The following is a 19,658-nucleotide window of genomic DNA, read 5'->3' on the forward strand; positions in this document are numbered from 1 at the left end:
GTCACCAGGGGATCTGCCCGAGGACCACACCGATCACCAGCATCGACAGCGACACCAGTGCGGCGCGCCACAGCACCTTTTTGTGATGGTCGGCCAGCGGGACACCCGCCAGGGTCACGAGCAGGAGGATGGCCGGGACGAGGGGGCTCTGCATGTGGAACGTCTGGCCGGTGATGGATGCGCGGGCCATCTCGACCGGCTCGATGCCGTACGTGGCCGCCGTTTCGGCGAGCACGGGCATGATGCCGAAGTAGAAGGCGTCGTTGCTCATGAAGAACGTGAACGGCAGGCTCAGGATGCCCGTGATGACGGCCAGGTGCGGTCCGAGCGACGCCGGGATGATCTCGAGCAGCCACTGCGCCATGGCCTCGACCATTCCGGTGCCCTGGAACACGCCGGTGAGCACGGCCGCGGCGAACACCATCGCGACCACGGAGACGATGCTCGACGAGTGGCGGGTGATCGCTTCCTGCTGTTCCTTGACCCGCGGGAAGTTCACCGTCAGCGCGATCGACGCGGCCACCATGAACAGGACCGGGATCGGCAGCACGTCCATCACGAGCACGACGAGGAGCGCCACGGTCACGAGCGCGTTGAACCACAGCAGCTTCGGCCGCAGCGTGGGCCGCTCGGGATCGAGACCGTCGACGAAGCCCTGGCCGTCGTCCGATCCGGCGTCGCCGGAGCCGCCACCGGTTCGGGGTGTGTCACCGTTGCCCCCGGATCCGGATCCGGTCGCGGACCGGCGGAGGCCGGAGCCTGCGGAGACGAGGAGGCGTTCGTCGGTGAGTTCGAGCGTGCCGATGCGGCGGCGTTCGCTGTAGCCCAGCTGCACGGCGAACAGCAGCACGACGAGCAGTCCGACCACCAGCGACGGGATCATCGGGACGAACACGTCCGACGGCGAGATTCCCAGCGCCGCGGCGGCCCGGACCGTCGGCCCACCCCAGGGAACGATGTTCATCGCGCCGTTCGCCAGGCCGGCGACCACCGTGAGGACGACGGGGCTGACCTTCAGCTTCATGTACAGCGGCAGCAGTGCGGACGTCACGATGATGAATGTCGTGGATCCGTCACCGTCCAGCGACACCACCATCGCGAGCACCGCGGTGCCGACGACGAGCCGCATGGGGTCGTTGCGGACGAGCCGGAGGATGAGTTTCACCAGCGGGTCGAACAGGCCGACGTCGATCATGATCCCGAAGAAGATGATCGCGAAGAACAGCAACGCGGCCGTCGGTGCCAGCGCCTTGATCCCGTCGGTGATCATGTCGCCGATGCCGAGGCCCGCCCCGGCCGCGATACCGAAGGCGACCGGGACGGCGATCAACCCGACCACGGGAGTGGCCCGTTTGGACATGATCAAGAACATGAACACGGCCACCATCAGAAAGCCGAGTGCTACCAGCATTGCCACTCCTCGTCCGAACTCGCGTCGTGGTGTGATCGCGATAACAGCCAGTGTCGGGGGGAGGGACGCTCACAGTCACTGTTGCGTACTTAGAGAAGGTTGTGTTCTTTGTGGTGGCAACTACGGGCGACCCCGGAGATGGCCGCGCAGAGTCTCTGTCTCATACTCCGCGCGGAACAGCCCCCGCTTCTGCAGGACGGGGATCACCTCGTCGACGAAGTCGGCGAGGCCGTTCGGGTAGAGCGGCGGCATCAGGTTGAAGCCGTCGGCCCCGCCGCTGCGGAACCACACCTCGATCTCGTCGGCGATCGATTCCGGGGTTCCGATCATGGTGCAGTGGCCGCCGCCTGCCGCCAGCGTGCCCAGCAGCGACCGCACGGTGGGGCGGTCCTTCTTGATGATCCGCAGTATCGTGTCGTACCGGCCCTGCGGCCCGGTGAACTCCGACAGCGGCGGCAGCGCGGGAACGGGTGCGTCCAAGTCCCAGGCACTGCAGTCCTGCTGGACGAACATCGACAACTGCGCCAGCGACTGTTCGACGGGCAGGAGCGCGTCGAGTTCCTCCTTCTTCCGCCGGGCCTCCTCGCTGGTCGAGCCGACATAGGTCACGAGACCGGGCATCACGACCACCGCGTCGGCGTCGCGGCCGGCCGTGCGGATGCGCCGCTTCACGTCGGTGTAGTAGCTCTGTGCGGCCGAGAGGTCGTAGGCGACGGCGTAGATGCCCTCGGCGCACCGGGCGGCCAGGTCGCGGCCCTGATCGGACGCGCCCGCCTGGAACAGCACGGGACGACCCTGCGGTGAGTGCGGCACGTTCAGCGGACCGTCCACGAGGAAGTGCTTTCCCCGATGCTCGACCGGCTTCACCTTGGCCGGGTCCGCGAAGATGCCCTCCCGGTCGAGCACGAGCGCATCGGGCTCCCACGAATCCCACAGAGCGAGTGCCACATCGACGAATTCCGCGGCGCGCGAATAGCGCTCGTCGTGGGGAGGCATCTCCTCGAGTCCGTGATTGCGCGCCTCCGCGTCGAACATGGACGTCACCACGTTCCAGCCGACGCGGCCGCCGCTGATGTGGTCGAGCGACGCCAGCATCCGGGCGGCGTGGAACGGTGTGTAGAACGTGGTGGACACCGTCGTCACCAGTCCGACCCGCTCCGTCGCCCGCGCCATCGCGGACAGCGCGGTGAGCGGTTCGAGGAACCACATGCCTCCGGACGCGGGGTCGCGCACCGAATGCCCGTCCGCGAAGAACACCGCGTCGAGGCAGCCCCGCTCCGCGGTCTGCGCCAACTCCTCGTAGTAGGTGATGTCGCAGAGTCGCTCCACCTGGGACGACGGGTGCCGCCACGCGGCGCCGTGGTGCCCGCAGCTGTAGAGGAACGCGTTGAAGTGCAGTTGCCGGGCGTCGCTCATGTCAGTCCTTGACCAGTCCGCCGTCGACGACGAGGTTCTGGCCGGTCACCGCACGCGACCACGGGGACGCGAAGAACAGCACCGCGTCGGCGAACTCGTCGGGGGTGGTGACCCGCTGCAGCGGGGTGCTCGCCGCGATGAGGTCGAACACCTCGTCGGGAGTGGCAGCGCTCGCGTCGGTGGTGCGGAGCAGCCCGCCCGAGACCATGTTGACGGTGATGCCGTCGGGACCGAGGTCGGAGGCGAGCGTGCGGGTCAGCGACAGCGCCGCCGCCTTGGCTGCCGTGTAGTCGTGGTACGGGACGACCGGGTTCTGGAACAGGTTGGTGCCGATGTTCACGATCCGGCCGAATCCGAGCGAACGCATGCCCGGCAGCGCGGCCTGCGTCGTGTGCAGTGTCGCCTTCACGCTGCCACGCAGCTGCGCGTCGAAGGCATCCCACGTGACGACGTCCGCCTTGTCGCGGGCGTCGCCGTTGAAGGAGAAGTCGGCGAGCGCGTTGTTGATCACCGTGGTCACCGGGGAGCCGAAGTGCTCCTCCGCCGCGGAGAACAGCGCCGCCACCTGTCCGGCATCGGTGACGTCGCCCCGGAGCGCGACCGCACGGTCCGCGCCCAGGGAGGCCGCGAGTTCCTCGGCCGCCTCCCGGCTGTTCCGGTAGTTCACGATCACCCGCGCGTCCTGCGCCGCGAACGACCGCACGATGGCGGCGCCGAGGCCCCGTCCACCGCCGGTCACCAGGACGATCTGCTTGTCGAGCTGCATGCTGTCACCTTCCGTTCGGTCGGCGACGAGATATCGGATGAGCGCATACGGCTGTCTCCGCGACATCCCTTCGCCGGCATTACCCAGTTCAGGTTCGACGGGTGTGTTCTCAGCCGTCCGGCTCGTCGCCGGGCAGCACCCCGTGTCACTGGCCAACAGTGTAAGCGCAATCACCGTTTCCGATTCTTGATTGTGCACAACCTAGTTGTGTGCAACTATTCAGTGGTGACCGACAACCTCGCCCTCGACCGCCAGGTGTGCTTCGCGCTGTACTCGGCCTCCCGGGCGATGACGGCGAGATACCGGTCGATGCTCGACTCGCTGGGAGTGACCTACCCGCAGTACCTCGTACTGCTGGTGCTCTGGGAACAGGACGGTCGCGGAGTACGTGAGATCTGCGACGCCCTCGACCTCGACACCGGCACGCTGTCGCCACTGCTCAAGCGGCTCGAAACCCTGGGCCTGGTCGAACGCAGGCGCTCCTCCGCCGACGAGCGCCGCGTCGGGATCCACCTCACCGAGAAGGGTGCGGGCCTCCGCGTCGCCGCGGAGGACATCCCCGCGGAACTCGCCCAGTCGACGGGAATGGACATCGACGAACTCGTCGCCCTCCGAAACACCCTGTCGCGGCTCACCGAATCGCTCCACAGCGTCAACACCCCTACAGGAGAGAAGTAACCATGAAGATCGTCTACACCGCCGAAGCCCTCGCCACCGGAGAAGGACGCAACGGCCACGCCCGCACGTCCGACGGCCGGCTCGACCTGAACCTCGCGATCCCCACGGAGATGGGTGGGTCCGGCGACGGCACCAACCCCGAGCAGCTGTTCGCCGCCGGATACGCGGCATGCTTCCACTCCGCACTCCAGCTGGTCGGCCGTCAGGCGAAGGCGAACGTCGCCGACTCGGCCGTCGGCGCCCGCGTCGGCATCGGCCCGACGGACGGCGGCGGATTCGGTCTCGCCGTCACCCTCGAGGTCTCCCTCCCCCACCTGCCCCGCGCCGAGGCGCTCGAACTGACCGAGAAGGCACACCAGGTGTGCCCCTACTCCAACGCCACCCGCGGCAACATCGACGTCACCCTCGAGGTCACCGAAGACTGAGAAATCCTGACGGGCGTCGGGTCACCCGAACTTGAACTCGACGCCCGTCAGGTCCTCCGACAGGGACCACAGCGCCCGCGCGGTGTGCTCGTCCCGCGACTTCTTGTTGGAGCCCACCACTTTCGGGTGGCCACGCTGCTCGAACAGGCCGTCCGGCCCGATGTAGCTGCCGCCGATCACGTCGGGAGCGGTGGCCGCGTACAGCATCGGCAGCGCCCCCATCTCCGCCGACTGCGCGAAGATCCGGTTGCCGACGGCCATCAGCTTGTCCTGCACCGACTCGGTGTGGGCCTGCAGATTGGTCGACGCGTAACCGGGGTGCGCGGCCACGGCTTTGACGGGTGACCCCGCCGCGGACAGCCTGCGCTGCAATTCGTATGTGAACAGCAGATTCGCGAGTTTCGACTGCCCGTACGCGCTCCACCGGTTGTACTTGCGGCGTTCCCAGTTGAGGTCGTCGAGGTGAATCGTTCCCGCCTGATGTGCGGCACTCGACATCGTGGCGACCCGATCGGTGATCTTGTCGAGCAGCAGGCCGGTCAACGCGAAGTGCCCGAGATGATTTGTGCCGATCTGCATTTCGAATCCGTCGGCGGTCTTGCGCTGCGGAACCGCCATCACGCCGGCGTTGTTCACGAGCACGTCGACGGAATCGACGCCGGCCGCGAACTCGCGCACCGAGGCGAGGTCGGACAGATCGAGGCGGCGCACCTCGGCGTTGTCACCGATCGACCGTGCGACGACCTCTCCCTTGTGGGTATTGCGGCAGGCCAGTACGACGTGCGCCCCCGCCTTGCCCAGAGCCCGCGCGGCCACCTCCCCCAGACCGCTGTTGGCGCCCGTCACGACGAACGTGCGGCCGCTCTGATCGACGATGTCCGAAGCTGTCCACTTGGTCATGACGTCAACCCTACGGATCTCGGGACGTGTCGTGAACCCGTCACCACGCCTGCGCTCCGACCAGCGGAAGATTCAGAAAACTCGGCCGATCCGGGGACAACGCGACGTGCTGCGGCTTCAGTTGACTGTCGGCCAGTATCGGTCCGAGCGGCAGATACCGGGGGACGCTGCCGGCGTACACGTCGACGCGCAGCCGGTGCCCCGGTTCGAGGACCGCGTCGGTGGGAACGAAGTTGATGTCCACCGGCGTCACTTCACCCGGAACCAGCGGCTGACGGGCCTCCACCGTCAGATAGTGGTGCGGTTCGGTGTAGTCACCGTTCGCCGACCTGGTGCTCTTCGAATCGTCCACGGCCCGCATGGAAGCGGTGAGAGCGCCGTTGGTGAGCGGAGTCGACGTTCCGTCCGGTGCGACGTCGTTCAGCGTCACCGCCCAGAATCCGTCCGGGGCGTCCAGCACGGTTTCGAGGTGCAGATTGACCGGGCCCGACAGCTCGGTCGGCTGAGCGACGGGCGCACTGGTGAACGTCAGGCCCTCGGCCTCGTTGAACCGGGAGTCCTTGCTGCACACCGACCCGAAGACGACGGCAGCGCCTGCGGTGCCCTGTGCACCGTCGCGGGAACAGAGCCCGCGAAGTCCGGGTGCGACGGTGAGCTGTGCCGCGTCGCCGGGTTTCGCCGACACCAGGCTGCCGTCGTGGGCGGCGTGCCCGGCGGTGCCGCTGGGGGCGCCCGACAGGTACATCCGCTGGTAGTCGACACCGGCCCGCGGGAACTGATCGGTGGTGGTCCAGCCGTTGCCCTGCTGATACAGCGTGACCGGGCCGTACTCGTCGATGCCGTTGTCGATGCCCTTCAGCCACTTGTCGAACCAGGCGCGTTCGAGGACGTCGAGTCGTGGCGGCGCACCCTGTTCACCGAAGCCGCCGCCGAACGAGATGTGGTAGGCGTCGCTCATGATCAGCTGCTTCTCACCGGCAGGCAGCGGGATGTCGTTGTAGACGCGCGGCTCGCTGTTCGCGAAGATGTCGTGCCACGCGCCGTAGAGCATCGTCGGCACCTGAATGTTCGCGGCCTGCGCCTTCCGCTCCTCGTAGAACTCGCCGTCCTGCGCCACCCGCAGCGTGCCGGGGTCGAGACCGTTGATGTCCGGCGCGGTCATGGCCTCGATGAGTGCGGGGAACAGCGTCAGCGGATCCCGCAACCGATCCTGCAGCCACTGCTGGTCGAAGCGGCCCTGCGCGAGGGCCTGGACGTCGGGAACGAACTTGAGACCGTTGACCAGCGACAGCCACAGCGGCATGAAGCCCACGCCGAGACCACCGCCCGTTCCGACGATGTCGCGGAGCAGATCGTTGCCCGGTTCGGTCGGGAAGATCGCCTTCAGCGCCGGCGGCTGATGCCCCGCGGCCTGCAGCGAATTGATCCCCGAGTAGGACACCCCCGCCATGCCGACCTTGCCGTCCGACCATCCCTGCTTGCTCATCCAGTCGATGATCTCGACGGAGTCCTGCTGCTCGAGCGGACCGAGCGCCTGCCATTCACCCTGCGAGAAGCCGGTGCCCCGCGCATCGACCACCACCTGGGTGTATCCGTTCCGGACGAGGTCGCGGTTGATGCCGAACACGCGCATTCCGCCGCCGGTGAGCACCTTCGCCGCTTCACCGACGCCGTCGAACGGGGTTCCGGCGAGGTCGAAGGAGTTCACCAGGTCGACGACGGTGTCCTCGAGCCCGGGCGCCGCGAACACGGAATCGACGAGATTGCCGACCAGCTTCGTGTACGGCGTGACATTGAGGACCGACGGCATCTTGGTGTCGATCGGTGTGCCGGAGGCGTCCGCGGGGCGATAGACGTTGGCCTTCAGCACGGTTCCGTCACTCATCGTGATGGGGACGTCCCAGTCGATCGCGATCACCGGGTACTCGGGCGGCGCGTCGACCGCGGCGTTCCACGCCGCCCCGGCCGCCCCGCCCGTCGGATCCGCCGACGCCGTCACCGTGGGCACCACCGCGAGCCCCACCCCCACCGCCAGAGCGACTGTTATCGCACCCGGTCGAAACGCCCATCGACGCACGATCACCACGAACCCCCGTGAAATCCTCCGATGACGCGCCTCAGCGACCAGTCAGGGTGGTCCGCGTCACAAACTTACCGGATAGTAACCATGAGTCCCCTCGCGGTCAACGGCGGATTTCCGCAGCCTGTCGACTACCGTGACGGGGTGCCCGACGCCCCACTTCCCGTCCGCGACGGCCTCAACCCGACGCGGCTGAGGATGCCGGACGACGGCTCGTGGCCCACCGTGCTCGAGTACCTCGTCGCACGTTTTCCGCACGACGAGACCCGCCTTCGCGAGAAGGTGGCCACTTCGGAAGTCGTCGACGAGCGCGGGCAGCCGATCACCGAGGCCACCCCGTTCGCACCCCGCAGATTCGTGTACCTGTACCGGGATCCGCCGGTCGAGAAGCGGGTGCCGTTCGAGATCGAGATCCTCCACCGCGACGAGGACCTCCTCGTCGTGGACAAACCCCACTTCCTGGCCAGCACCCCGCGCGGCGCGTACATCGCCGAGTCGGCGCTGGTCCGGTTGCGCCGAGACCTCGACCTCCCGGAACTGACACCCGCGCACCGGCTCGACCGGTTGACCGCCGGGGTGCTGATCTTCACGGTGCGTCGGGAGGTCCGGCGCGACTACCAGTTGCTGTTCGATCAGCGCCGGGTGGTCAAGGAGTACGAGGCGGTCGCCCGTCACGACCCCGACCTTCCGCTCCCCGTCACCGTCCGCAGTCGAATCGTCAAGGAGCGGGGCGTCCTGAAGGCCTACGAGGTGGACGGTCCCGCCAACAGCGAGAGCCGCATCGAACTCCTCGAGGTCCACGGCGACGCGGCCCGGTACCGACTGCTGCCGCACACCGGCAAGACGCACCAGTTGCGGTTGCACATGAGTTCGCTCGGCATCCCGATCCACGGCGACAACTTCTATCCCGACTTCTACGACGTTGCCGCCGACGACTATTCGACGCCGCTTCGGCTGCTGGCCCGGTCCGTCGAGTTCGTCGACCCCTATTCCGGCGTCACACGACGCTTCGCGAGTGTCCGGAGCCTCGACTGGCCGAGCTGACCTCGCATTCTTTCCCTCCACCCGGGCAGGCGGAAAGATGGTGACATGAGTACCGCGACGTCCGTCTCCGAAGTGGAACGCAAGTACGAAGCGTCATCCGATCAGCAACTCCCGGCACTCTCGGGACTTCCGGGTGTCGATGGTGAACCGCGACGCGACACCGTCCAGCTGTCCGCCCTGTATTACGACACCGGCGAACTCCTGCTACTCCGCGCCGGAATCACCCTCCGCCGCCGGGAAGGCGGCGACGACGCCGGCTGGCACCTGAAGATCCCGGCAGGCGCGGATGAGCGGACCGAGCTGCAGCTGGCACCGGACGCCGAGCACCCCGAGACGGAGGTGCCCCGGGAATTCACGGAACTGCTCACGGCTGTCACCCGCGGCGCCGCACTGAACCCGGTCGCGCTCATCAGCACCGACCGCGAGCGGCAGCGGCTCGTGGACGCGGCGGGAACGACGCTCGCCGAGGTCGTCTCGGACGTCGTGATCGCTGCCGTCCCCGAGACGGGGACCGGATCCGACGAGCGGGTGTGGCGCGAGATCGAGGTCGAACTCGCGGCCGGCGACCGAAACCTGTTCGACGCCATCGACTCCCGGCTGACCGATGCTGGAATCACCCGGTCGGACGCGCCGTCGAAGCTGCGGCGGGCGCTCGGCGACGCGGTGACCGGCACCCCGCGCCCCGCGCGCAGGAAGAAGGGCTCCGCTCCGAGGACGCTGCTGCTGGAGTATCTCGCGGCGCAGAAGGATTCTCTCGTGGCGGCCGACCTCGGCGTGCGGCGCGACCTCGAGGAGTCCGTCCACGACCTCCGGGTCTCGGCCCGGCGCATTCGGAGTGTCCTCCAGGTGTACGGGCCCAGCCTGCGCGATCAGGAAACCGTCGACGAGTTGATCGTCGAACTCCGCTGGGTCGGTCAGGCCCTCAGCTCGGCGCGGGACACCGAGGTGCAGTGGAGCCGGCTCGTCGATCGGCTGGGCGGCGCCGAGGAAATACCCGACCGCGAGGTCGTGCGGGCGCGCCTCGACGAATACTTCTCGGGGCTTGCCGCGACGGCCCGGCCCGCGGCACTGGCCGCCCTGAACTCCCAGCGCTACCTCGACCTGCTCGCCGGGCTCGACACGTTCCTCGCCGCCGTCGAGGCGTCCGGGGGCTCGGGCCCGTCGAAGAAGTCCGTCGCGAAGTCCCTGCGCACGTTGTCGAAGTCCGTCCACCGGCGCGTGCGGAAGGTGGCGGCCGCGACCACCCGGGCCGAGCGCGACGAGCTGACGCACCGAGCGCGCAAGCGCGCCAAACGAATGCGCTACGTAATCGAGTCGACGCGGTCGCTGGCGCCGAAGGGCTCCGACCGCGCGCAGACGAGGTTCAAGGGATTTCAGGACGTACTCGGCGAGTACCAGGACGCGGTCGTCGCACGGGACCACATCCTCGCGATGGTCGCGGAGGATCAGCACTCCGCCGAGTCGAGCCTGGGCCTCGGGATGATGCTGCAGCGTGAGCTCGATCGCGGTGACGCACTGGCAGTCGAAGTGAAACCGGAGTGGAAGAGCGCGAAGAAGGTGGCCCGAAAAGTCTGGAAGTAGGGCACAGTCGGGGAGTACCCAACAGCGTGAGCGAAGGGAGCCAGACGTGAGCACACCCGCCAGTCATTCGGTCGTCGTCGGCCTGGACGGATCCGACGCCTCCACCGCCGCCGCCCTGTGGGGCGCCACAGTCGCGTCGAAGTGGGGTGCCACGCTGTCGCTCGTGCACGCGTTGCCGCAGGACGGCCCGTTGTACAGTCCCGCCGCGATCATGCTGGAATCGCAGTTCCTCAGTCAGCTGCGCGAGGACGGCGAGGCCATCATCGGGACGGCGAAGAGGCTGCTGGGACCGAAATTCCCGGGTCTCGACATCGAGACGACCATCAGTCCCGGTCCGGCGGGCACCGCACTGCTCGAGGCCGCCGACTGGGCCCGGTTGATCGTGCTCGGATCCACGGGAACGGGAGCGATCCGTTCGGTGCTGCTCGGCTCGACCGCGCTGCACGTGGCCAACCGCGCACCCTGCCCGGTGATCGTTCTGCGCGGTGAGGTCACCACACCGGACCAGCGCCCGGTGGTGGTCGGGGTCGACGGAAGCGACCTCAGCCGCGACGCGGTGGCCCACGCATTCGAGTTCGCGTCGTTCTTCGAGGCGCCGCTGAGCGCCGTCCACACGTGGCAGGGCTCCCCGACACTCGGCGCGGGCGGCACCGGCATGCTCGTCGACTGGGACGCCGTCAAGCAGGAAGAGGAGGCACTGCTCTCCGAGGGCCTCGCGGGTGAGTCGGAACGATACCCGGACGTGTCGGTGACCAGGGTGGCCGAGCAGGGCGCCGCAGCCGACGTCATCCTGCGGCATGCGGGGGACGCCCAGCTGATCGTCGTCGGCAGCCACGGCCGAGGACCGTTGCTCGGCGCGCTGATGGGCTCCACGAGCCAGAATCTGCTCCACCACGCGACGTGTCCGGTCATGATCTGCCGGAGCGAGTGACGGTCGTCCGGCTAGACGATGCTCGTCCCCACCAGCTGGCCGATTCCGTACGTGACGATCATCGCGAGTGCCCCGCCCAGCACGACACGGAGCACTGCACGGGTGCGCTGTGCGCCGCCGAGAGCGGCGCTGACGGTGCCCGTGAGGGCCAGCGCGACCAGCACCGCGACGAATGCCACCGGAATGCGCAGGTGCACAGGCGGTAGGAGGATCGCCAGCAGCGGGACGAGCGCGCCGAGCGTGAAGGACAGCGCCGAGGATCCCGCGGCCTGCCAGGGGTTGGTCAGGTCGTCCGGGTCGATGCCCAATTCCACGTCCACGTGGGCGGCGAACGCATCGTGATCGGTGAGTTCGCGCGCGACCGTCCGGGCGGTGTCGTCGCTCAGCCCCTTGGCCTCGTACATCGCGACGAGTTCCTCGAACTCGGCACCGGGGGTTTCGGCGAGTTCGCGGCGTTCCTTCGACAACAGCGCGCGTTCGGTGTCTCGCTGGGTGCTCACCGAGACGTATTCGCCCAGGGCCATCGACACCGCCCCGGCTGCGAGACCTGCGAATCCGGCAGTGAAGATCGCCGACCGCTCGGTGGTGGCCGCGGCCACCCCGACCACCAAGCCTGCGGTCGACACGATGCCGTCGTTGGCACCGAGAACACCGGCCCGCAACCAGTTGAGGCGGCTCGCCAGACTGGGTGCGTGCGGCTCGTCGGGATGCCGCGAGGGCTCGGCCCGCTCGGCGTTCGCTGCTGACATGCGTTCAGGCTAAGGCGAAAAGACCTGGTCGGGTAGCCAGGCTAGGCTGCGCTCGGCCGCGGTGAGCCGTTCCCCGCACACCGAAACCAAGCAGTTGCTAGGTTAGGGGCGCTCGTTCCTCACACGCTTGGAGTTCCTCATGGCGACACCCGCCACCAGCACCCCCCGACGTCGCTGCGCCGCACTGGTGACGGGCGGCACCGGCGGCATCGGCTCCGCCATCGCACGTCAACTCGCGACCCTCGGCCACGACGTGGCCATCACCTACCGATCCAATGCCGATGTCGCCGCGGACCTAGTCGGTGAACTGGAAGGCCGGGGCGTCGCCGCGCAGGCGTTCTCCGCCGACCTCACCGACCAGTCCCGCGTCGCGAGTGTCGTGAAGCAGACCGTCGAACACTTCGGTGGCCTCGGCGTCCTCGTTCACGCCGCGGGACCGCACATTCCGATGATCCACCTGTCCGACGTCGCTCCCCGGGACTACGCCGAGCACCTCGAACAGGAGGCCGTCGCCTTCTTCACCGTCGTCAAGGCCGCCCTGCCCGCACTCAGGGAGGCGTCCGGTTCCGTCGTCGCGGTCACGACCGCGGCCACCAGCCGGTTCCCGGTGCGCGACGGACTGTCGCCGGGAACCAAGGGCGCGATCGAACAGCTGGTCAAGGGATTCGCCGCCGAGGAGGGCCGCTACGGCGTCCGCTTCAACTCGGTGGGCCCGGGCATGCTCACCGACGGCATGGCCGAGCGGCTGATCAACTCCGAAGAACTCGACCAGCGCGCACTCGACGCCGCCATGAGCCGGATACCGCTACGCCGGTTCGGCACCGCCGCCGACATCGCCGAGGCGGTCTGTTTCCTCGCGAGCGACCGGGCCGGGTTCGTCACCGGGCAGAAGCTCGACGTCGACGGCGGATACACGGTGTGATCAGCGGCCATGTGTAATGGACGGGTATGACTGACGCCGACGACACCCGCCCGACGCCCCGCAGGCGTCGTGTCGAATGGGTGATCGGCGGCCTGCTCGTCGTCGTGCTCGCGGTGGAGATCATCCTCATCTGGCCGGACCTCTCGGAGAGCGTCCAGAACCTCGGCGACCTCGAATGGGGATGGGTGGCCGCGGCGGTCGTGGCGTCGCTCGCGTCGATGTCGAGTTTCGCCCGGGTCCAGCGCTGCCTGCTGGGGGTCGCGGACGTGCACGTCAGACAGCGGCAGTCCCTCGCGGTGACGTTCGCCTCCAATTCGATGAGCGTGACGCTGCCGGGCGGCCCGGTTCTGGCGACGACGTTCACGTACCGGCAGACGCGCCTCTGGGGTGCCTCACCGGTGGTCGCGACGTGGCAACTGGTGATGGCCGGCGTCCTCCAGGCGATCGGGCTGGCGCTCGTCGGACTGGCGGGCGCGCTGCTCGTCGGGGCCAAGACCAACCCGTTCTCGCTGATCTTCACGTTCGGCGGCCTGTGCGCCTTCCTCGTCGTGGCTCAGTACGCCGCATCACGGCCCGACGCCCTCGAAGGTGTCGGCATCACCGCGCTGCGCGGATTCAACGCGCTTCGAAAGAAGCCACCGCTGACCGGTGTTCGCCAGTGGAAGCACATCGTGAACCAGATGAGCGCCGTCCGGATGGATCGCCGCGACACGGCCCGCGCGTTCGGGTGGTCGCTGTTCAACTGGATCGCCGACGCCTCGTGCCTCGCCTTCGCGTGCTACGCGGTCGGCGCCCATCCCGGGTTCGCCGGACTCGCCGTCGCGTACGCGGCGGGCAACGCCGCGGGTTCGGCCATCCCGCTCCTGCCCGCCGGGCTCGGTGTGATGGACGCCGTGCTCGTCCCCGCACTGACCGCCAGCGGAATGACCGGCGCCGAGGCGGTGTCCGCGATCGTCGTCTACCGGCTGGTCAGCTTCCTGCTCATGGCCGCCATCGGCTGGATCGTCTTCGCGGCACGCTTCCGGGGTGCGCAACAGCAGGGCGACGAGGGCCCGGACCTCGAACCGCTGTGGCGTCGCGGCACGTGAATACGTCCCGCTGAGAGAGAAACCCGGGCCGGGACGGCCGACGACGGTTCTACGGTCGAGCCGTGACGGAACCGGAAACACGTGAAAAGAGGTCGTCGTCGTCACCGGCGCGGCCTCGGGAATCGGTGCGGGGATAGCCCGGCACGCGCACGCCCGCGGTATGGCCGTGATCCTCGCCGACATCGACACGACCGCACTGGACCGTCTGGCCGCGGACCTGGGCGGAGCCGCCCTCACGTGCGCGACCGACGTCGCGGACTCCGGGTCCGTCCACGCCCTGGCCGATCTCGCGTACGACTCGTTCGGCCGGGTGGACCTGCTCTTCAACAACGCGGGAATCATGCGGGCCGGATTCCTCTGGCAACTCGGCGAATCCGACTGGGACGCCGCCCTCGGTGTCAACGTCACGGGTGTCGTCAACGGGATCCGGGCGTTCGTTCCGCGCATGATCGACCAGGACGGCGGCGGACGCGTCGTCAACACGGCATCGGTCGGCGGATTCGCGCCCGGGCCGATGATGTCGCCGTACAGCGCATCGAAGTCCGCGGTCGTCGCGATCACCGAGTGCCTGCAGATGGAGCTGAGCATGGTGGGCGCCCCGGTGTCCGCGAGCGTGCTCGCGCCGGGGCCCGTCATCACGTCCGTCTTCGACAACCCGTTCGGGGCGGTCTCCCATCCTGCCGTCGACCGGATGGTCGCGCAGATGCGCGACCTGCTCGGCACCGACGGACTCGACGCCGACACGTTCGCCGAGTTGGTCTTCGCAGGCATCGACCGGGGCGACTTCTGGCTCGCACCGCAGGGTGAGCACCTCGACGCCATGGTGCGCCAGCACACCGCCACCATCCTCGAGCGGCGAGAACCGGTGATCCGGCAGTCGTTTCGCTGAGCGCGGCACGTCGAGATCGTCCCGCCGAGTGGGACATTCGGCGGACAGCGACCGTTAGTTCTGCTACCTTTTGCCGAACCAAGCACTTGCTTGCTTTCCGTGACGTCAAAGGGGCGCCCATGCGAATTCGATCCTCAGCTCTCACTGCGGCGCTCGCCGTGACCGCGCTCGCGCTCACCGGCTGTTCCGGCGCGGGCGCAGACGACGCCGACGCCGCCGGCGGCCCGTACCGGGTGCTCGTGACCGGCGGAATCAGCGGGCAGGGCGCGCTCGCCGCGAATGCTCAGACGTCCGTGCTCGCAGCGAAGGCAAGCGCCGAGGCGGTGAACAGGGCCGGCGGCGTCGGTGGACGCCAAGTGGAGATCACCGTCGTCGACGACGCGGGCGACGCCACCACTGCCGTGTCCAAGCTGCGAGAGGCCATCGCGTCGGGAAAGAAGCCCGACCTCTTTCTCAACTCGGGCCCGTCGACCATCACCACCGCGACCCTGCCGATCCTCGCGCAGAACAAGATCCTCTCGTTCAACATCGGGCCCACCGAGGATTCGGCGAATCCGGAGAAATACCCGCTCAACTTCGACCTCGCGTCGGGACCGGCCGAAAACGCCGAGACCATCGCGCGATACATCAAGGGCAAGGGATATCAGTCCGTCGGCGTCGTCCACGGGAGCAGCGCCTACGGTGAAGTGTTCGGGCAGGCGATGGAAGACGCGCTGAGCGGTGAAAGTGTGAGTAGCACCGGATCCGAGGAGTACGACACCGCAGCACTCGACATGACTGCGCAGCTGCAATCACTGAAGAACCGAGGCACGCAGGCGCTCGTCGTGGACGCCTACGGGGCACCACTGGGGTATCTACTCGCGAGCCTTCAGCGGCTCGACTGGAACATTCCGCTCGTCGGAAACACCTCGGTCGCGGGAACGTCGCTGGTCTCGAAGGCTGCACCGGAAGGTGTGCTCGGCACTCCGACAACGGCGAATCTGGTCATGCACGTCCTCTCGAGCACCGTCCACGACGCTGACGACACCGCGGTCAACACCATGGTCGACAACATGAAGGCCATGGGCGACATCCCGTCGACGCTGATCCTCGCCGACAACTACGACGCACTGCCCCTCGTCGTGGCTGCCGCGAACAAAGCCGGAACCTCGTCCGATCCCGAAGCCCTCGCCGATGCGCTCGAGAACCAGGAAGTCCTCGACAGCGCCGAGACCGCGTTCTCCCCGTCCTATCACTTCTCGGCGGACTCGCACGCGTCGAAACCCGGAGACGAAGCGTACAAGTTCGTGCCTCCGAGCCCACTCCTCAACGGCCAGTACGGAAACCCGAGCGCGTGACACTCGACCACAGGAGATCCCGGTGACCATAGTTTGGTCTGGCCTCGCGCTGGGGGCGGTCTACACGCTCGTAGCGATCGGCTACAACATCGTCTTCATCTCGTCCCACACGTTCAACTTCGCTCAGGCCCAGCTGATGATGGTCGGAACCTTCGTCGCCTACACCGGACTGGTCACCTTGAAGTTGCCGATCCTCGTCGTGGCGGTGACCGCGACGGTCACGGTGACGATCCTGGCCGGTATCGAGGAGATCATTGCAGTCCGGCCCGTCCGTGATCACCAGAATCAGCTCGTCACCACGCTCGGCGCCGCGACGCTGATCAACGGTGCGACGCAGCTCATCTGGGGAAGCGAACCGCTCACCGTCCCGTTCTTCGGTTCGAACGATCCGATCACGGTCCTCGGCGGCCGCACGTATCCGGTCGAGATCGTGCTGCTGGTTCTGGCGATCGTGCTGGTGGTCGTCCTCGGCCGGGCCGGGACACGGACAATGACAGGTCTCGCCCTCCTGGGCATCTCCGAGGATCGCGAAGCCGCCCTCCTGCGCGGTGTCAACGTCCGGGCGCTCGCTCTCGGTGCGTTCGCCTTTTCCGGCGCGCTCGCCGGATTCCTCGGGCTCTTCGTCGGTCCCAAGACGTTTGCGGTGGCCACGCTGGGTTCGGCGCTGGCCATCAAGGGCTTCGTCGCATTGGCGATCGGCGGGTTCGGCTCGCTCCCCGGCGCATTGGTCGGTGGTCTGACCGTCGGTCTCGTCGAGTCGTTCGCGGCGCTCGAGTTGGGTAGCCAGTACAGCAACATCGCGGTCTTCGTGGTCCTCATCGCGATCCTCATGGTGCGTCCGGCCGGACTGTTCGGCCGGGTGCGGGAACGGGTGGTGTAGACAATGTCCCTGTGGCGCCTGATTCGATCGGCTCCGAGTTGGCTCTTCCCACTCGCCGTCGGCCTCCTCGTGCTGTTCCTGCCGGAGTTCGGTCTCGATTTCGCGGTGTCCCGCCAGGTGCAACTCGCCTGCATCCTCGCGCTGGTCGTCAGCGGACTCAACCTCAGTCTCGGCTATGCGGGTGAACTCGCGCTCGGCCAAGCCGCGATGTACGCGGCCGGGGCATACACCGCAGGGCTCATGTCGATCGCCGGTTACACGGACATCGTGCTGCAGTTGATCGCCTCGGGTCTGGTCGCGCTCGCGGTGGGTATCGTCACCGGAATTCCCGGATTGCGGCTCGGGAGTTGGTCATTGGCGATGACCTCGTTCTTCCTCGTACTCCTCGTCCCGGACGTCATCGCCGTCTTCGGGGACGCCACCGGCGGCCGGAACGGACTCAGCGGGATCGAACCGGCAACCCTGTTCGGGGAAGTAGTGGACGGCGACCGGTTCTACACGGTCGTCGTCATCGTCGCGATCCTCTGGTTCGCGGTCATGCGCAACCTGGTGGTCTCCCGGCACGGCATCGCGTTCCGCACACTGAAACAGAGCCCGGTCCTGGCGTCCTCGGTGGGCATCTCGGTGTTCCGGATGAAACTTCTCGGTTACGCGATCGGCGCATTCCCCGCCGGCCTCGCAGGCGCATTGTTCGCGAACATCGACATGTATGTATCACCCGAGGCGTTCGGATTCACCTTCGCCACAGCAGTTCTGGCGGCGTGCATCCTCGGCGGCGCGACGAGCGTCTACGGTGCGGCGGTCGGGGCAGCGATCATGCAACTCGGCCCGAACCAATCGTCCGAGTTCCAGCAGTACGCCCTGGTCTTCTACGGTGGGTTCCTGATTCTCGGCGGCGTCCTCCTCAGTGGTGGCCTCGCGAAAGTCGCCAAGCAGGCCGCGGCACGGCTGGACCGGGCAGCGGGCCTGACCGGCAGCAGAACAGGAACCCGCCCCAGGCCCGCGAACCGATCCGCGATGGACCCGATGTCGGGTCAGACGCTCGTGGTCGACGGCATCTCGAAGGCATTCGGCGGCAACCAGGCACTCGACAACGCGTCGCTGCGTGCGGAACCGGGCAACATCACCGCACTGATCGGACCGAACGGCTCGGGCAAGACGACGATGCTGAACATGATCTGCGGGTTCTACCGTCCCGACAGCGGGCGAATCCTGATCGGCGACAACGAGGTCCAGGGCAGAGCGCCGGAGCAGGTCGCCCGATGCGGCGTGGCGCGCACCTTCCAGACACCCGACATCCCCGACGGCGTCACGGTTCTCGAGGCCGTGGCCTCGGGTCGATACAGCACCGATCGAGTTTCGATGCTGTCGACCGTGTTGCGGCTTCCCCGCCACCACAAGGTCCGCGAGAGCGACGTCGCCGAGGCGGAACGCGCACTCGACATCGTGGGGCTGTCGCATCTCCGCGACGAGACCGCTACTGCACTCCCCCTGGGTATGCGGAGGCTTCTCGAGGTCGCCCGGTCGGTGGTCGCCGAGCCACGGCTCCTCCTGCTCGACGAGGTGGCGTCCGGCCTCGACGAGGACGAAGTGGAACGTCTTGCCGGGCTGATCCGGCAGCTCAGGGATGCCGGATGCACGATCGTGCTGGTCGAGCACAACTTCCGCTTGGTACTGGCACTCGCCGACACCATCGTCGTACTCGCCCAGGGACGCGTCATCGCGGCGGGTGCGCCGTCCGAGATCGAACACGACCCGCGCGTACTCAGCGAATACCTCGGCGTGGTCGCCGAGGGCACGGAACTGGCCGGAGAGGCGACCTCATGAGCGAGCAGACGACGAAGCCCCTACTGAGCCTGCGGAATGTGCAGTCCGGCTACGGCGACCTCCGGGTGGTGTGGGACGTCTCGCTCGACGTGTGGCCCGGCAAGGTCACCGCACTGCTCGGGCGGAACGGCGCAGGGAAGACCAGCACCCTGCGCGCCATCTCGGGACTGAACAAGGTGTCCGCGGGAACGATCGAGTTCGACGGCCGCAACATCTCGAAGGTGCCGCCACACCGGCGGGTCCGTCAGGGCATGGCCTACGTGCAGGAGGGAAAAAGGGTGTTCCACCGGCAGACCGTGGAACAGAACCTGATTCTCGGCGGGTACGTCCGCAAGATGCGACGCTCGGCCATCCGCGAGGAGGTGGCGCGCATCTACGACCTGTTTCCCGTCCTCGGCGGTAAACGTGGTCTGCTCGCGGGTGCGATGTCCGGCGGGCAGCAGCAGATGCTGGCAATCGGGCAGGCCCTGATGGCCGAACCCACCCTGCTTCTGCTCGACGAGCCTTCCGGCGGACTGGCGCCCGTGATCGTCAACGAAGTGATGGAGCGCGTGACCGTCCTCAAGGAGGCGGGGCTGGCGGTGCTTCTCGTCGAGCAGGCGGTCGATGCTGCGATGAGCGTGGCCGACCACGTCACGGTCCTCGACGTCGGACGCGTCGTCATGGATGCGGATGCGGGCGAGATCGATGACAGGGCGGTGATTCGCGACGCCTACTTCGGACGCGTCGGCTGA

18 protein-coding genes and 1 riboswitch are annotated in these 19,658 nt (G+C 67.7%); of the genes, 12 read left to right on the forward strand and 6 right to left on the reverse strand.

The genetic code is table 11. From position 1 onward, the window contains the following. Window position 1: 1 nt before the first annotated feature. The 3 genes from OYT95_RS12145 to OYT95_RS12155 all read right to left on the reverse strand — a co-directional run bounded on the left by OYT95_RS12145 (window position 2) and on the right by OYT95_RS12155 (window position 3,593). On the reverse strand, window positions 2–1,411 hold the full coding sequence (locus OYT95_RS12145) for a CitMHS family transporter (RefSeq protein WP_268791553.1): 1,410 nt from the start codon (window positions 1,409–1,411) through the stop codon (window positions 2–4). Between the two features lie 120 nt (window positions 1,412–1,531). Further along, window positions 1,532–2,827: an LLM class flavin-dependent oxidoreductase gene (locus tag OYT95_RS12150; RefSeq protein ID WP_268791554.1), complete on the reverse strand. Its 1,296-nt coding sequence runs from the start codon at window positions 2,825–2,827 to the stop codon at window positions 1,532–1,534. Between the two features lies 1 nt (window position 2,828). Then, window positions 2,829–3,593: a 3-oxoacyl-ACP reductase gene (locus OYT95_RS12155; RefSeq protein WP_268791555.1), complete on the reverse strand. Its 765-nt coding sequence runs from the start codon at window positions 3,591–3,593 to the stop codon at window positions 2,829–2,831. 48 nt (window positions 3,594–3,641) lie between these two features. Then, window positions 3,642–3,746: riboswitch (TPP riboswitch) on the reverse strand. A gap of 72 nt (window positions 3,747–3,818) precedes the next feature. Between OYT95_RS12155 and OYT95_RS12160 the strand changes: the two genes are divergently transcribed. Both OYT95_RS12160 and OYT95_RS12165 read left to right on the forward strand, forming a co-directional pair. Continuing rightward, window positions 3,819–4,271: a MarR family winged helix-turn-helix transcriptional regulator gene (locus OYT95_RS12160; protein ID WP_268791556.1), complete on the forward strand. Its 453-nt coding sequence runs from the start codon at window positions 3,819–3,821 to the stop codon at window positions 4,269–4,271. Window positions 4,272–4,273: 2 nt separating this feature from the next. Further along, entirely contained in the window at window positions 4,274–4,696 is a 423-nt protein-coding gene (locus OYT95_RS12165) for an organic hydroperoxide resistance protein (RefSeq protein ID WP_009477955.1), read from the forward strand. A gap of 21 nt (window positions 4,697–4,717) precedes the next feature. Here the strand turns inward: OYT95_RS12165 and OYT95_RS12170 are convergent, their stop codons facing one another. Together OYT95_RS12170 and OYT95_RS12175 are read right to left on the reverse strand one after the other, a co-directional pair. Then, complete coding sequence (locus OYT95_RS12170; RefSeq protein ID WP_037230488.1) at window positions 4,718–5,596, reverse strand: oxidoreductase; 879 nt, start codon at window positions 5,594–5,596, stop codon at window positions 4,718–4,720. A gap of 40 nt (window positions 5,597–5,636) precedes the next feature. Further along, window positions 5,637–7,679 (reverse strand): CocE/NonD family hydrolase, encoded by a 2,043-nt coding sequence (locus OYT95_RS12175; protein WP_268792234.1) that lies wholly within the window; start codon window positions 7,677–7,679, stop codon window positions 5,637–5,639. A gap of 84 nt (window positions 7,680–7,763) precedes the next feature. Between OYT95_RS12175 and OYT95_RS12180 the strand changes: the two genes are divergently transcribed. From OYT95_RS12180 to OYT95_RS12190, 3 genes are read left to right on the forward strand one after another with little or no spacing between them, the layout of a single operon-like run. Next, the gene (locus OYT95_RS12180; protein ID WP_268791557.1) at window positions 7,764–8,720 is read left to right on the forward strand and encodes a pseudouridine synthase; all 957 of its coding nucleotides are present in this window, start codon (window positions 7,764–7,766) and stop codon (window positions 8,718–8,720) included. A 45-nt stretch (window positions 8,721–8,765) separates the two neighbouring features. Then, window positions 8,766–10,301 carry a CYTH and CHAD domain-containing protein gene (locus OYT95_RS12185; RefSeq protein ID WP_268791558.1) on the forward strand — a complete coding sequence of 512 codons (1,536 nt, stop codon included), beginning with the start codon at window positions 8,766–8,768 and terminating at the stop codon, window positions 10,299–10,301. A 46-nt stretch (window positions 10,302–10,347) separates the two neighbouring features. Next, window positions 10,348–11,232, forward strand: coding sequence for a universal stress protein (locus tag OYT95_RS12190; RefSeq protein ID WP_112301205.1), 885 nt, complete (start codon window positions 10,348–10,350; stop codon window positions 11,230–11,232). 11 nt (window positions 11,233–11,243) lie between these two features. Here the strand turns inward: OYT95_RS12190 and OYT95_RS12195 are convergent, their stop codons facing one another. Beyond that, window positions 11,244–11,981, reverse strand: coding sequence for a VIT1/CCC1 transporter family protein (locus OYT95_RS12195; RefSeq protein WP_268791559.1), 738 nt, complete (start codon window positions 11,979–11,981; stop codon window positions 11,244–11,246). 139 nt (window positions 11,982–12,120) lie between these two features. On the opposite strand from OYT95_RS12195, the gene OYT95_RS12200 reads away from it, so the two are divergent. The 7 genes from OYT95_RS12200 to OYT95_RS12230 all read left to right on the forward strand — a co-directional run bounded on the left by OYT95_RS12200 (window position 12,121) and on the right by OYT95_RS12230 (window position 19,658). Continuing rightward, complete coding sequence (locus tag OYT95_RS12200; RefSeq protein ID WP_128639902.1) at window positions 12,121–12,903, forward strand: SDR family NAD(P)-dependent oxidoreductase; 783 nt, start codon at window positions 12,121–12,123, stop codon at window positions 12,901–12,903. 26 nt (window positions 12,904–12,929) lie between these two features. After that, window positions 12,930–13,991, forward strand: coding sequence for a lysylphosphatidylglycerol synthase transmembrane domain-containing protein (locus OYT95_RS12205; protein ID WP_037230505.1), 1,062 nt, complete (start codon window positions 12,930–12,932; stop codon window positions 13,989–13,991). A 133-nt stretch (window positions 13,992–14,124) separates the two neighbouring features. Further along, window positions 14,125–14,880, forward strand: a complete 756-nt coding sequence (locus OYT95_RS12210) for an SDR family NAD(P)-dependent oxidoreductase (RefSeq protein WP_268792235.1) — start codon at window positions 14,125–14,127, stop codon at window positions 14,878–14,880. Window positions 14,881–14,999: 119 nt separating this feature from the next. Further along, window positions 15,000–16,217 (forward strand): ABC transporter substrate-binding protein, encoded by a 1,218-nt coding sequence (locus OYT95_RS12215; RefSeq protein WP_268791560.1) that lies wholly within the window; start codon window positions 15,000–15,002, stop codon window positions 16,215–16,217. A gap of 22 nt (window positions 16,218–16,239) precedes the next feature. Further along, the gene (locus OYT95_RS12220; RefSeq protein WP_037230511.1) at window positions 16,240–17,097 is read left to right on the forward strand and encodes a branched-chain amino acid ABC transporter permease; all 858 of its coding nucleotides are present in this window, start codon (window positions 16,240–16,242) and stop codon (window positions 17,095–17,097) included. A gap of 3 nt (window positions 17,098–17,100) precedes the next feature. Further along, window positions 17,101–18,924 (forward strand): branched-chain amino acid ABC transporter ATP-binding protein/permease, encoded by a 1,824-nt coding sequence (locus OYT95_RS12225; RefSeq protein ID WP_268791562.1) that lies wholly within the window; start codon window positions 17,101–17,103, stop codon window positions 18,922–18,924. After that, on the forward strand, window positions 18,921–19,658 hold the full coding sequence (locus OYT95_RS12230; RefSeq protein WP_268791564.1) for an ABC transporter ATP-binding protein: 738 nt from the start codon (window positions 18,921–18,923) through the stop codon (window positions 19,656–19,658). The genes OYT95_RS12225 and OYT95_RS12230 overlap by 4 nt, the downstream gene beginning before the upstream one ends.

The organism is Rhodococcus sp. JS3073, assembly GCF_026810085.1.
GTDB lineage: Bacteria > Actinomycetota > Actinomycetes > Mycobacteriales > Mycobacteriaceae > Rhodococcus_F > Rhodococcus_F wratislaviensis.

Coding starts and splice junctions, on each gene's coding strand:
- OYT95_RS12150 (WP_268791554.1), bottom strand. CDS start 2,827: ATGAGCGACGCCCGGCAACTGCACTTCAACGCGTTCCTCTACAGCTGC.
- OYT95_RS12185 (WP_268791558.1), top strand. CDS start 8,766: ATGAGTACCGCGACGTCCGTCTCCGAAGTGGAACGCAAGTACGAAGCG.
- OYT95_RS12225 (WP_268791562.1), top strand. CDS start 17,101: ATGTCCCTGTGGCGCCTGATTCGATCGGCTCCGAGTTGGCTCTTCCCA.
- OYT95_RS12145 (WP_268791553.1), bottom strand. CDS start 1,411: ATGCTGGTAGCACTCGGCTTTCTGATGGTGGCCGTGTTCATGTTCTTG.
- OYT95_RS12205 (WP_037230505.1), top strand. CDS start 12,930: ATGACTGACGCCGACGACACCCGCCCGACGCCCCGCAGGCGTCGTGTC.
- OYT95_RS12170 (WP_037230488.1), bottom strand. CDS start 5,596: ATGACCAAGTGGACAGCTTCGGACATCGTCGATCAGAGCGGCCGCACG.
- OYT95_RS12155 (WP_268791555.1), bottom strand. CDS start 3,593: ATGCAGCTCGACAAGCAGATCGTCCTGGTGACCGGCGGTGGACGGGGC.
- OYT95_RS12165 (WP_009477955.1), top strand. CDS start 4,274: ATGAAGATCGTCTACACCGCCGAAGCCCTCGCCACCGGAGAAGGACGC.
- OYT95_RS12180 (WP_268791557.1), top strand. CDS start 7,764: ATGAGTCCCCTCGCGGTCAACGGCGGATTTCCGCAGCCTGTCGACTAC.
- OYT95_RS12230 (WP_268791564.1), top strand. CDS start 18,921: ATGAGCGAGCAGACGACGAAGCCCCTACTGAGCCTGCGGAATGTGCAG.
- OYT95_RS12200 (WP_128639902.1), top strand. CDS start 12,121: ATGGCGACACCCGCCACCAGCACCCCCCGACGTCGCTGCGCCGCACTG.
- OYT95_RS12215 (WP_268791560.1), top strand. CDS start 15,000: ATGCGAATTCGATCCTCAGCTCTCACTGCGGCGCTCGCCGTGACCGCG.
- OYT95_RS12195 (WP_268791559.1), bottom strand. CDS start 11,981: ATGTCAGCAGCGAACGCCGAGCGGGCCGAGCCCTCGCGGCATCCCGAC.